Raw genomic sequence first — 13,279 nt, forward strand, 5'->3', positions numbered from 1 at the left:
GAAATTTAACAGAGAACCGGAAAGAAAAAAACCTCAGACGCTCTACAGGAGACCATATCGGCAGAAAATAGAGTACAAAACACTGTACTCAGCCAATATAAACGGGGGTATAGGCGGCAGTATCTTCAAAAAGCAGCGCAATATCTTTCATACGCATCCGAATACAACCGTGCGATAGAGGCTCCCCCATAGGCTCGGTGTCCGCCGTGCCATGAAAATAAATATAGCGCCGCATTGTGTCGCAGTTACCGCCTCGGTTAACACCCGGCTCCAGGCCGCTCAACCACAGAATACGCCCCAAAATCCAGTCCCTGCCAGGGTTTTGAGCCGCCAGCTCCGGTGTGTAACACTCTTTTGTCCAGCGGCGTCCACGGAAAACCGCATTGACCGGATAGCCGGAACCAATCTTTGCCCGAATACAGTGCCAACCCCGGGGGGTCTGCCCACTACCTTCCTGCTCACCGGCGCCGTTCAAAGCAGTAGAAACGGGAAAGCAGAGTACAAACTCTGCTTTTTGGACGACAAAGACCTGCTGACGGGCAAAATCCACCTGCAACCAGCTTCCGTCAGGTGCGAACTCCTGCCAACGGGGAGCCAGCTTCGGCTCCGGTAACCGGGGAACAGATGGATCAGGCATCATCCTGGTGCTCAGACGGTATCAGCTCTGGAATCGGGGCGGACATACCGGCAGAAACGAATGGTATCAAACGCTGAACCACATCACGGACACGGGTCTGCTCATTAAAATCCTGCTCTGCAATGTCTTTCAGTGCATCAAGACTGGACATGGTAAATACCGCTGAGCCCAGCATAAAGTGTAGCCGCCAAAAGCGTTCCACATCAGGGAGATCACTGGACGCACTACGAACCATAGACGTAAAACGGTAAAAAATGCTGCCATACTGCTCCTGCAGATAACGGCGCATATGCCCCTGAGCCTGGGTATATGCCAGCCCCAGTAATCGCATAAAAACAGACAAACCGTTTCTTGTCGGACTCGGCATAGTAATGACGGTTGTCGTCAATGTTTCCAGCACCGCATTCAGAGGAATAGACTGCCCCTGATGGCGGCTTTCAAGAAGATCCATCTCCTCATTAAAGCGCTTGGAAAACGGATCCAGATAACGGGCAAAAACAGCCTGAATCAGCGCCTTCTTAGAGCCAAAATGGTAATTCACCGCGGCAAGATTTACTTTTGCTTTACTGGTAATTGTCCTCAGGGACGTCTCAGCGAACCCTTTTTCCGCGAACAGCATCTCCGCGGTATCCAGTATACGGCTGACGGTATCTAATTGAGCCATGCTCACCTCTGTCGATCACTTTGTATGCGGCATGACTAACTTCTGACCGGTATTCAATGCCATCACAAAACAGCATGACCAGCCTCAGCTAACCAAGGAGCGTTTATCAAACGAATGTTTGAAACATAAATAGAATTGTCAACAAAGTCAAGATACTAGGTAGGCTAAGACCCACAAGGGGAGCATAAAATTGAAACACTGTTTTAAAACACATAAAACACGCCAGGCAAACAATCCGGCCAGTGTGTAAAACATCGGTTATATCCGGCTCACATCCGACTGAAAAACCGAACCAAACATTCTCTATTTAAAGTCCTTCAAGGGCAGACAAAAGCATATTTTTGTGTAAACTGTATACAAGTACACACTGTATAAAATGACAGATGAGACATCATGATTAAACTGACCAAACGCCAGCAGGAAGTACTCGACTTCATTACGTCACACATGGAGTCTACCGGGTACCCACCGACCCGGGCAGAAATTGCACGGGCATTAGGTTTCCGCTCGCCCAATGCTGCAGAAGAACATCTGCGGGCCCTGGCCCGTAAAGGCGCAATTGAAATGATTCCCGGCACCTCACGGGGAATCAAGCTCCCTTCCCACGCCAACCAGGGCCTACCGGTGATCGGCCAGGTTGCGGCTGGCAGCCCGATTCTGGCTCAGGAACATATCGATAGCTACTCCGGTGTCAGCGCCGACTTTTTCCGTCCTAAAGCCCATTATATGCTTCGTGTTAAAGGTCTGAGCATGAAGGATATCGGCATCATAGATGGTGACCTCCTTGCGGTTCACCAGACCAGCGACATCCGAAACGGACAGATTGTGATCGCCCGTATCGGTGATGAGGTGACGGTGAAGCGTTTCAAACAGGAAGGCAGCCTAGTGTACCTGATTGCTGAAAATGAAGAATTCGACCCTATTGTGGTAGATCTGGAAACTGAATCTCTGGCCATAGAAGGTATTGGCGTTGGCATCATTCGCGGCGGGTACGGGCAGGGACTTCAATAACCCATATAGTTGCTCTGCCCATCACATATAAAACCCATCCGTCACAAATAAAAAAAGCAGCCCGACGGCTGCTTTTTTTGGATGCAAAGCGCTGGTGCTAAGGTCAGTGGATAACAGCATTCTCCCCCGGCCCCTCTTCATCCTCCTCTCCCCATAAGCGATTATCCTGAATCGCCTTGTCGATCATCTCACGGGCAATATCAAAGCTTGCCCCCCCTCAGATGCTCAACAATCTCTGGTGCAAAACGGATACGCACCAAGGGCTCGCCCTGGTTATCATCTGCAGACTGCAAAATGACATCTCCATCGGCAAGCTCAACAATTTCAAGATACGGACTATCAGACAAGGTCATTACCTCTTAAAAAATTCGATGACACAAAGCATCCTGCTTGGATCAAAATTCCTGCATGGTCTGGCGCAGATCATTAATAAAAGACTGCATATTTTCCAGCCACGAAATAAGTTGCTGCTGCTCCGAAAAAGAATCGCGGGCCAGTGGAATCAGAGGTGCTGCAGCTGACGGATCAACAACATCCGCTTGCTTCAGCTCCGGCAACCAGCAATCTCTGTAACGCCGGTTTAACTGACTCAGCCAACTGAAGCTATCTTTCTCCAGTGCCAGAATCCGGTTCAGGTGAGGGATAACACACCCCTTCATCTCTGCGGCCTGCCGAAGGTCGGTAGCCGTTTTCCACTCGCCCTGAGGCAGCTGTGCTGTTTCAGCAATTTCATAAAGCAGCGCCTGCATCACTCCCTGAAGATGAAAAACAACGGCGTCGGCATAAGCAGAAATATAGGCCGGGCGTATCAGTTCATCCTGCTGGTCAACCTGATCAAATTGCTGTAACAATAACCGTGCAGAATAGAGTTTCTGCATCGTTCGTGACGCCATTGATGCCATAGAAAACGAGCCCAGATAAGAGTAACGGACAGATAAAAACGCTAAAAGGCCGGTCTGAACCGGCCTTTTAGTCGCTGCTTTCGCGCACAGTTTAGCTGAAAATCACAGGATGTGAACTAGCTTTTAGCAGTTTTTCGGGTTGCTTTTTTCTTCTCGCGGCTAACCCATTGACCACCTTCATAAAAAGCCTGCCAGCCTGTAGCCTTACCTTCCACTTCCGTCATCAGATATTGCTCTTTATTTTTCCGACTGAAACGGATTACCGTAGGATTTCCATCAGGATCATGGGTTGGTCCCTCCATCAGGAAATTATATTTCGGATCAATTTCAGCTTTATGCGGTAAAATTTCAACCAGCTGTGGCGGACGGGTCTCCCGGTTTTTCGGGAACTGGCTGGCCGCCAGGAAAAGCCCTGATGCACCATCACGCAAAATATAATGATCTTCAACTTTCTGACACGCCAACTCAGGCATAGGCACCGGATCCATTTTAGGAGGTGCAGCCTCACCACTTTTCAGCAGTTTCCGGGTGTTTTTACAGGTTTCACTGGTGCACCCGAAATACTTACCAAACCGGCCGGTCTTCAGCTGCATCTCAGAACCGCATTTATCACACTCAAGCACCGGGCCATCATAACCCTTAATCTTGAATTCACCGTTCTCGACTTCGTAGCCATCACAATCAGGGTTGTTACCGCAAACATGCAGCTTACGCTGTTCGTCGATCAGGTAACTTTCCATTGCCGTACCGCATTTTGGACAGCGACGCTTAGCGCGCAACGCCTGCGTTTCTGCCTCTTCATCCGCATCTGCGCTGATCGCTTCCTCTCCCGGTGTCAGATTGATCGTGGTTTTACAACGTTCCTTCGGAGGTAACGAATAACCTGAACAACCCAAAAACACACCAGTACTGGCCGTTCGAATCTGCATTGGGCGACCACAACTCGGGCACTCAATAGAGGTCTCAACGGCCAGGTTAGGACGCATACCGCCCTCTTCCGATTCTGCCTGTGCCAGCTGGTTACTGAAATCCTTGTAAAAACTGTTCAGCAGATTCTTCCAATCGTTCTTGCCTTCTGCCACATCATCCAGGGATTCTTCCATACGGGCAGTAAAACTGAAGTCCATCAGGTCGCTAAAGCTTTCACTCAGGCGATCCGTAACGATATCTCCCATTTTCTCAGCGTAGAAACGACGATTTTCCAGGCGCACATAACCACGATCCTGAATGGTCGAAATAATAGATGCATACGTTGATGGGCGACCAATACCTCGTTTTTCAAGCTCTTTTACCAAACTGGCCTCAGTAAAACGAGCCACAGGTTTGGTGAAGTGTTGCTTAGGCAATAACTGCTCAAGTGTCAGCAAATCGCCAACTTGCAGATCAGGTAGCGACTGGTCTTCATCCTTTTTACTGTTGGATGGCATAACTCGGGTAAAACCATCAAACTGCATAACACGACCCCGGGCACGCAGCTCAAACGGCCCGGCTTCCACCACAAGCGAGGTACTCATAAACTCTGCCGGCACCATCTGACAGGCAACAAACTGACGCCAGATCAATTCATACAGGCGCTCAGCGTCGCGTTCCATACTTTTCAGGTCAGTAGCTGAGCGAGTCACATCCGATGGACGGATCGCCTCATGCGCTTCCTGGGCACCCTCTTTACTGGAATAACTGTTCGGCACTTCCGGCAGATATTTTTTACCAAAATTATCCGCAACATAATCCCGACAGCTCTCCACCGCTTCCTTACTCAGATTGGTGGAGTCCGTACGCATATAAGTGATATAACCCGCTTCATACAGACGCTGGGCCAACATCATGGTCTTTTTCACGCTGTAGCCAAGGCGTGTACTTGCCGCCTGCTGCAACGTAGATGTGATATAGGGTGCCGTTGGCTTGGTTTTAGTCGGCTTATCTTCCCGTTTAGCAACTTTAAACGGGGAAGCGTTCAGCACATCCAATGCTTTATCCGTCAGCTCTTTGCTGGTCGGACGGAAGCCTTTGCCATTCTCTTTAGTGACTTCACACTGAAACGCCATTTTGCCATCGCGATTCAGGTCAGCATGAATATCCCAATACTCTTCAGGAACAAAGGCCCGGATCTCACGCTCACGTTCAACGATAAGACGCACAGCAACCGACTGCACCCGACCGGCTGACAAGCCACGGGCAACCTTGGCCCATAGCAGCGGAGAAACCATATAACCGACAACACGATCCAGAAAACGGCGTGCCTGCTGGGCGTTCACACGGCTCATATCCAGGCGGCCAGGCTCCTTAAACGCATCCTGAATTGCATTTTTGGTGATTTCATTAAAAACCACACGATGGTAACGCTCGTCATCACCACCTATCGTTTCCCGCAAGTGCCAGGCGATAGCCTCCCCTTCGCGGTCCAAATCCGTCGCCAGATAGATCTGGTCAGCATCAGCCGCCAGTTTTTGCAGCTCAGAAACGACCTTTTCTTTACCGGGCAGGATCTTATAGTGCGCCTCCCAGTCGTGCTCAGGGTCAATACCCATACGGGCGATCAGCTGCTCGCGGGCTTTGCGTTTCTTGTGCACCGCTTTTTCTTCCGGGCTCATTTTGCGGGTAATTGCCGCCGCCTTGGCCCGCGCTTTGGCATCCACAGGCTGTTTAGCGCCACCACTGGTCGGCAGATCACGGATATGCCCCACACTCGACTTCACTACAAAGTCTTTGCCCAGGTACTTGTTGATCGTTTTAGCCTTTGCAGGAGACTCGACGATAACTAGTGCTTTTCCCATTGAGAGCGTCTCTTTATCTAAGGCTGTTCAGAAACAGTTTGACCAAGGAAATTCGTACTACCGGCTAAATTAAGCAGCCTGAGCTGCGCTTCACACATCAATGGCCGGATAAAAGTACAAAAGTTAAAAATACAACGATTGAATGATCGTAACCTAACTAACACGGCCTTTACCCCAGGTTAAAGGAAGGCGGAACTCAGACAATAAAGCCCTCTTATCGTGCGTATTACAACTTTATATAGAGCACCTTTGTCAAGTGCTGCCTGAAAAGGGCGTATAAACTACCCCAGCAGAATACAGAGTTCCAGCCCCTGATTAAAAAAAGACTTTTTCTCATGCTAAAGCACCCACCTCAGCACAAGAAAGTCCGTCAATTCTGACCGTAGCACATTCCTAATGTATTACAGCAAACCAGATTCGGCCAGCTGCCTGAGAAAAAGCATTGCAATTCTTGCAGTTACGGCCCAATCTTAAAGTGACGGCAAGGGGGGAAGTCAACACAATGTTCGCCTGCTTTCTCTCTGTCCTGCCGGAAATATATCGCTCTGCCCCTAAATAAACTGGCCCCGAACCTGCAGGTGTTGTTCCGGTCAGATTTGTCGAACAAGGAGTGACAGCATGAAGGTAACCCGCGTTGCTATTAATGGCTTTGGCCGTATCGGCCGCAATATTCTTCGCGCCTATTTCGAAGGACATCATTCGGATAACCTGGAGATCGTTGCCATCAACGATCTGGGTGATGCCGCAATCAATGCCCATCTGCTCCAGTATGACTCTGTGCACGGTCGCTTTACCTATGAGGTCAGCCATGACACTCATTCATTAACCGTTGATGGCCGCAGCATCAGTGTTTTTGCCGAACGTGACCCGTCCCGGCTTCCCTGGCAGTCACTTGATATCGATGTTGTTTTGGAGTGCACAGGACTTTTTACTCAGCGTGAGAAAGCCGCAGCTCATATCAAAGCCGGTGCAAAAAAAGTTCTGATTTCTGCACCTTCGCCGGATGCTGACGCGACCATTGTCTTTGGCGTTAACGATCATATCCTTCACCCGGAGCACCAGGTCGTATCGAATGCCTCCTGCACCACAAATTGCTTGGCCCCTGTTGTTCAGGTTTTGCATGAACTCATGACGATTGAAAGCGGTATCATGACCACTATTCATGCCTATACCAACGATCAGCACCTTACTGACGTATATCACACTGACCCGTATCGCGCGCGCTCTGCCACGGCCTCCATGATTCCCACAAAAACCGGAGCTGCTGCGGCCATTGGTCTTGTTATACCGGAGATGGCCGGAAAATTTGATGGACTGGCAGTTCGGGTACCCACAAACAATGTCTCTCTGGTAGACCTGAGCATCCAGGTCAAACAGCCTCTTACCGCTGAAGCCATCAACAAAGCCCTGGAGAAAGCCGCCCACCAATCGAAAGTCTTAGGCTACAATGGACTACCGCTGGTCTCGATCGACTTTAATCACTGCCCGGATTCATCTGTATTCGATGGCAGCCATACCCGGGTTCAGGGTAATCTGGTTAAGGTGATGGCCTGGTATGACAATGAGTGGGGGTTCTCCAACCGAATGCTGGATACCACTCAAGCCTTAATGGCCGCAAAATCGTCATAAAAATAAGCTATACCACTCACAGACTTACAAGCGACAAGACCGGCGAAACGGGTCTTTTCAGTAAAAAGATAAAGACCCACTCCGCCGTACCAAACAGATCAGGTTTACCCTAAAAGACATGATCATATCTGAATACATGCACGCAATAGACTGAAAAAATTGCACCCGGTTTCACCTGAAGGCTAAGCCTTTACCCTGTAAGATTAAGGAATCACATAGAATGCGTAGAACTAAAATCGTTGCCACTCTGGGCCCTGCCACCGATGAAGCAGGTAAGCTGGCCCAGGTATTAGAATATGTCGATGTGGTACGCGTAAACTTTTCCCACGGCGATCCTGAAGAGCATCAGGCCCGTGTGGAAGCCGTTCGCAAAACGGCAAAAGAGATCGGCCGCTTTGTGGCCGTACTGGGCGACCTGCAGGGACCGAAAATCCGTGTCGCACGCTTTAAAGATGGCCCGATAAAATTGGCCGTGGGTGATAAGTTCACTCTGAATATGAACCTTGAAAGAGATGCCGGCGACCAGAACCAGGTTGGTGTCGACTACCCTCAGTTGGCCGATGACGTAACATCCGGTGATACATTGCTACTGGATGACGGCCGGATTCAACTCAAAGTTGATGACGTCGTAAAGCCTGAGGTGATCTGTACGGTAACCGTTGGAGGAAAACTCTCCAACAACAAAGGCATCAACAAACAGGGTGGTGGCCTTTCAGCAGCGGCGCTGACCGAAAAAGATAAAAAAGATATTAAAACCGCCATCGCCCTGAATATGGACTACCTGGCTGTATCTTTCCCCCGTACCGGTGATGATATGCGCGAAGCCCGCGCACTTTTAGGTAAAGCCGGGCAGGATATCAACCTGATCGCCAAAGTAGAGCGTGCTGAGTCTGTTGCGGACGAGGCGGTTATGAATGACCTGATCCAGTCCTGCGAGGGAGTCATGGTTGCCCGTGGTGATCTCGGCGTTGAAATCGGTGACGCCCAGCTAATCGGCGTACAAAAAAAGCTGATTCAGCGGGCCCGCAGTCTGAATAAGGTCGTCATCACGGCAACTCAAATGATGGAGTCGATGATTACCAGCCCCCTGCCAACCCGCGCCGAAGTCTTTGATGTTGCCAACGCCGTTTTAGATGGCACCGATGCGGTAATGCTGTCAGCAGAAACCGCCGTTGGTGAATACCCTCTGGAAACGGTTCAGGCCATGGATCGTCTCTGTCGAGGCGCTGAACTGGAACGCATAACACAGCAATCCAACCACCGTATGCATGAAGATTTCAGCCACATCAACGAGGCTGTTGCTCTATCTGCCATGTACGCCGCCAACCACCTGCAGGGTGTTAAAGCCATCGTCTGTATGATACGATCCGGCCTCACCCCATTGCTAATGTCCCGTATCCGCTCAGGCTTACCGATTTTTGCCTTTACGGCCCAGGAAAAGACTCAGAACCGTGTCGCTCTCTATCGGGGTGTTACAACCGTTCCGTTTAATCACGCAAGTGCTGATCCGGAGTCGATTAGCAAAGCCATTGAAGAGTTAAAACGACGTAATGTTGTCACTCAGGGCGACAATGTCATCTTCACTCGCGGTGATCACAACGGCACCCACACCCTGACCATCGTCCAGATTGAAGATTAATTTCCGGTAGATCAGACAAAAAAACAAACCAAATCCCTCCCCCCGAAAAACAAAAAGCGCTGAGAAAAATCAGCGCTTTTTTTATGCCTTAAAAATGGGCGCAACCTGCTTCAGCTATGGGTTTTCTGCCTTTTTCATGTGCACGTCATAAAAATGATATAGAGCACTAAACAAACCATCACAAAACATTTGTATTCTAACAACAGATACAAAAAGCCATATCTTCGGCAAAAATTAACCCTTGAAAGAAAAAATCGGGCACGTTATTGTATAAATATACTTTGAACCCTAAACAAATATTATGAATAGTGACATTAGCGACTCGATTAGATTTACCCAACCCGAATTAAAGGATGGTCTTGCAGTTACAGACCTTATCCAAAACTCACCTCCTCTCGATCTCAACTCAAGTTACTGCTACATGTTGTGCTGCTCCCTCTGGGCAGAAACATCTGTATGTACCTGGGATGGCGATAAATTGATTGGCTTTGTTTCAGCCTTCATCCGCCCGGATCAACCTGAGGCTCTTTTCATCTGGCAGGTTGCTGTGCACGAGAGTGCACGCGGCAAACAGCTGGCAAAGCGTATGATCCTTGAGATCCTGAAGCGCCCGTCCAGTCAACCTGCAACCGTTCTGCACACCACAATATCACCGGATAACACTGCGTCCTGGCGTATGTTCGCCGGCCTGACCCGCGCTCTGGAATGCGAATCACGTACTTTCGATTTCCTGGATAAAGAGCTGCACTTCCACGGCCTGCATGAATCCGAAGAGCTGCTAGAGATCGGACCTTTCCGGCACCCGTAAGCCCGGAAGAGCTATGGGCATAGCGCCCGTCCTTTTGAAGCCTGACCACCCCCGGCCAGGCGCGCAGCTAACACCCGATATCAAAAAATTTAAAACTGGAGCACATGATGATTTTTAAAGAGTATGAGTCCGAAGTTCAGAGCTATTCACGTTCTTTCCCTGTTGTTTTCACCCAGGCGAAAGGCAGCAAACTGTTCGATGAGAATGGCAATGAGTATCTTGATTTTCTGGCCGGTGCCGGCTCACTGAACTATGGCCACAACAACCCAATCCTGAAAGAAAGCCTGATTGAGTATATCCAGAACGACGGCGTTGCCCACGGTCTGGATATGCACACAGAGGCTAAGGCAGGCTTCCTGGAGGCCTTCCGCGACATTATTCTGAAGCCGCGCGATCTGGATCATAAAGTCATGTTTACCGGCCCAACCGGTGCAAACTGTGTTGAAGCAGCCCTGAAGCTGGCTCGCAAAGTCACCGGCCGCCACAACATTGTCTCTTTTACCAACGGCTTCCATGGTTGCACTCTGGGCGCACTGGCAGCCACAGGCAACAGCCATCATCGTGGCGGTGCAGGCCAGCCTCTTAGCGGTGTGACTCGCTTGCCATATGATGGCTACCTGGGTGACAACTTTAATACCCTAGAGCTGTTCAAAAAAATGCTGACCGACAATTCAAGCGGCCTGGATATGCCTGCTGCCGTCATTCTTGAAATTGTACAAGGTGAAGGCGGTCTGAATACTGCGTCCGGTAAGTGGCTGAAAGAGTTGTCTATGATCTGTAAAGAGCATGGCATTCTGTTTATCGCCGATGACATTCAGGCAGGCTGTGGCCGTACAGGCACCTTCTTCAGCTTTGATCAGTTTGATATCAAACCGGACATTATTACACTGTCTAAATCCCTGAGTGCCTTTGGTCTGCCATTTGCCGTTACTCTGTTTGACCGCAAGCTTGATATCTGGAAGCCAGGTGAACACAACGGTACTTTCCGGGGCAATAACCACGCTTTTGTCACGGCGAAAAAAGCTCTGGAAACTTACTGGGCTGATGACAAATTCGCAAGCCATATTCATGCCCGCAGCGAACAGCTGAAACTGGCGCTGAATAAGATTTGCGATAACTATCCTGAACTGTATCGCAAAGGTCGCGGCCTGATGCAGGGTATCTGCTGCCCATCAGGTGATATCGCCGACGATATCACCTCACTGTGCTTTAAAGAAAACCTGATTATTGAAACCAGTGGACCTGAGGGTGAGGTTGTTAAGTGCTTCCCGCCACTGACGGTTTCAGAAGAAGAGATGGCACACGGCCTGAATATTCTTGAGCAAGCTTTCGATCAGTACTTCAGCGCCCACATGGAGCTGAAAAAAGCCAGCTAAGGCTAATTTCAGCAAGCGAAAAAAGAGCCGCCCAAGGCGGCTCTTTTTGTTAAAGGCTACCGCGATACCGGCCAGCCTGCTTTAAGCTAACGCTTTATAGCTTATGGTAAAGTAACGTCTAATAAACGATTGTTCGTTTTCTGTTTATTTCATTTTTTGAGGTATTAACATGATTGTTCGTCAACTGCAGGAAGTAGAAAAAACCGATCGCTGCGTAACATCCGATAACTGGAAAAGCGTTCGTATGTCCCTGAAAAATGATGGTATGGGCTTCTCTTTCCATATCACGACTATTTTTGCAGGTACTGAAACACCGATTCACTATCAGAATCACCTGGAAACCGTTTACTGCATCAGCGGCTACGGAGAAGTAGAAACCCTTGATGATGGCAAGATCTACCCAATCAGCCCAGGCACCATCTATATTCTGGACAAGCATGACAAACATTTGCTGCGCGCCCACGAAGGCGAAGACATTGTATTCGCCTGTGCATTCAATCCGCCACTGAACGGCAAAGAAGTTCATGACGAGAATGGTGTATACCCTCTGGAAGCAGAAGAGGTTGCAGAATAATCTCTGGTCATTCTGTATATCGGTAAAAAAGCCGCTGACTCAGGTCAGCGGCTTTTTAGTATCCCTTTACTTTCACCTTATAACAATCAGGCCTGATCAGAGACAGGATAACGCCTTGAACGCCACACCTTCTGCGCCCCTTCAATCACCAGTAACCCTACAGCCGCCCAGATAGCGATATACGTCAGCCACTCATGCTCAGCGATACTCTCCCCCAGCAGCAGCGAGACAAACACCAGCAACACAGGCTCAAGGTAGCTCAACAGGCCAAACAGACTGAAGGTCAGCAACTTAGCCGATAACAGATAGAAGATCAGCGCCAGCGCACTGATAAGCCCAAGACCAATAACCAACCACCAGAGTGATTCATTGTCGGAAAAAGCGACGGCATCACCTTCAATCAATGCAAACCAAACCGCCACAGGCAAAAGCAAAAACATATCACACCAGATGCCCCCAAGATGATCATTGCCCTGCCAGCGGCGCAGCAGAAAATAAAACGGGTAACCGAGTGCCACGACAAAGGTTTCCCAGGAAACACCTCCTGTTTGCCAAACCTGATTCGCAACCCCGACTAAGGCAGCCACTACCGCTAAAATCCGCAGAAAGGACAGCTGCTCCTTATAAACAAACCGCCCAAGAACAACCATCACCAGAGGCATCATAAAGTACCCCAGGGAAACCGGCAGCCCCCGGCCATTAACCGGCGCCCACATAAAGATCCATAACTGAACCCCCACCAGAAGGGCAGACAACGGCAGACCAACCCATAGCAGGGGACGCCGCTTTACCTCATTAAACAGAGATACCACCAGGCGCCACTCACCACTTAGCCACAGATAAAGGCTAACACCAGGCAATGTGAGCAACATCCTCCAGCCAAAAATCTGCTCAGCATCCAGCGGGCTCAACCAGACCGGATAATAGTAGAGTAAGGCAAACATAAACGCAGAAGACAGTAATAACGTCACACCATTTGCCACAATCAACCTCCTGAATCTTTTCCGGAAAATATCAAAGAAAAGAATATTAGTACCCTGATAAGTAAAAGCGGCGATATTAACAGCTTTCTGGCAAAGAGACATGAAATCTATAAATATCGTTTATTTTTCAACAAGTTAATTATATTCTCCGCGAGAAATAGCATAGCGCACGAAAAAAAAATTACGCCCCGGAAAAACACCGCTCAACAATAGTCAGTCTACGGGCTTTATTTGACATTTATTTCGGGTAATCTGAGCAGTTTGGGCTAGCTAATGTGCCCA

12 protein-coding genes are annotated in these 13,279 nt (G+C 49.3%); 6 read left to right on the forward strand and 6 right to left on the reverse strand.

Annotated elements, in window-relative coordinates; all coding sequences use genetic code 11:
• Positions 1-88: 88 nt before the first annotated feature.
• Both BTA35_RS00540 and BTA35_RS00545 read right to left on the reverse strand, forming a co-directional pair.
• Positions 89-640 (reverse strand): L,D-transpeptidase, encoded by a 552-nt coding sequence (locus BTA35_RS00540; RefSeq protein ID WP_077242490.1) that lies wholly within the window; start codon positions 638-640, stop codon positions 89-91.
• A complete protein-coding gene (locus BTA35_RS00545) occupies positions 630-1,301 on the reverse strand; it encodes a TetR/AcrR family transcriptional regulator (RefSeq protein ID WP_077242491.1) in 672 nt (223 codons plus the stop codon). Before BTA35_RS00545 ends, BTA35_RS00540 begins: the two co-directional genes overlap by 11 nt.
• A 393-nt stretch (positions 1,302-1,694) precedes the next feature.
• Here BTA35_RS00545 and lexA point away from each other — a divergent pair, with 393 nt between their 5' ends.
• Complete coding sequence (gene lexA, locus BTA35_RS00550) at positions 1,695-2,312, forward strand: transcriptional repressor LexA (RefSeq protein ID WP_202931142.1); 618 nt, start codon at positions 1,695-1,697, stop codon at positions 2,310-2,312.
• Positions 2,313-2,512: 200 nt separating this feature from the next.
• On the opposite strand, the gene BTA35_RS18345 is transcribed toward lexA, so the two are convergent.
• The 3 genes from BTA35_RS18345 to topA form a co-directional block, all read right to left on the reverse strand.
• A complete protein-coding gene (locus BTA35_RS18345) occupies positions 2,513-2,659 on the reverse strand; it encodes a hypothetical protein (protein ID WP_238377450.1) in 147 nt (48 codons plus the stop codon).
• Between the two features lie 48 nt (positions 2,660-2,707).
• Positions 2,708-3,214 carry a DUF6586 family protein gene (locus BTA35_RS00560; RefSeq protein WP_338012987.1) on the reverse strand — a complete coding sequence of 169 codons (507 nt, stop codon included), beginning with the start codon at positions 3,212-3,214 and terminating at the stop codon, positions 2,708-2,710.
• A gap of 116 nt (positions 3,215-3,330) precedes the next feature.
• A complete protein-coding gene (topA, locus tag BTA35_RS00565) occupies positions 3,331-5,988 on the reverse strand; it encodes a type I DNA topoisomerase (RefSeq protein ID WP_077242493.1) in 2,658 nt (885 codons plus the stop codon).
• Between the two features lie 618 nt (positions 5,989-6,606).
• Here topA and gap point away from each other — a divergent pair.
• The 5 genes from gap to BTA35_RS00590 all read left to right on the forward strand — a co-directional run bounded on the left by gap (position 6,607) and on the right by BTA35_RS00590 (position 12,014).
• On the forward strand, positions 6,607-7,617 hold the full coding sequence (gene gap, locus BTA35_RS00570) for a type I glyceraldehyde-3-phosphate dehydrogenase (RefSeq protein ID WP_077242494.1): 1,011 nt from the start codon (positions 6,607-6,609) through the stop codon (positions 7,615-7,617).
• A 220-nt stretch (positions 7,618-7,837) separates the two neighbouring features.
• Positions 7,838-9,256, forward strand: a complete 1,419-nt coding sequence (gene pyk / locus BTA35_RS00575) for a pyruvate kinase (protein ID WP_077242495.1) — start codon at positions 7,838-7,840, stop codon at positions 9,254-9,256.
• 301 nt (positions 9,257-9,557) lie between these two features.
• Entirely contained in the window at positions 9,558-10,064 is a 507-nt protein-coding gene (ectA, locus tag BTA35_RS00580; RefSeq protein ID WP_077242496.1) for a diaminobutyrate acetyltransferase, read from the forward strand.
• Between the two features lie 104 nt (positions 10,065-10,168).
• Positions 10,169-11,440 carry a diaminobutyrate--2-oxoglutarate transaminase gene (ectB, locus tag BTA35_RS00585; protein ID WP_077242497.1) on the forward strand — a complete coding sequence of 424 codons (1,272 nt, stop codon included), beginning with the start codon at positions 10,169-10,171 and terminating at the stop codon, positions 11,438-11,440.
• 169 nt (positions 11,441-11,609) lie between these two features.
• Positions 11,610-12,014 (forward strand): ectoine synthase, encoded by a 405-nt coding sequence (locus BTA35_RS00590; protein ID WP_077242498.1) that lies wholly within the window; start codon positions 11,610-11,612, stop codon positions 12,012-12,014.
• A gap of 86 nt (positions 12,015-12,100) precedes the next feature.
• Here BTA35_RS00590 and rarD read toward each other — a convergent pair whose 3' ends face one another.
• A complete protein-coding gene (rarD, locus tag BTA35_RS00595; protein WP_103989632.1) occupies positions 12,101-12,997 on the reverse strand; it encodes an EamA family transporter RarD in 897 nt (298 codons plus the stop codon).
• Positions 12,998-13,279 lie beyond the last annotated feature (282 nt).

Source organism: Oceanospirillum linum, from assembly GCF_001995095.2.
In the GTDB taxonomy this organism is placed as follows: Bacteria; Pseudomonadota; Gammaproteobacteria; order Pseudomonadales; family Halomonadaceae; genus Oceanospirillum; species Oceanospirillum linum.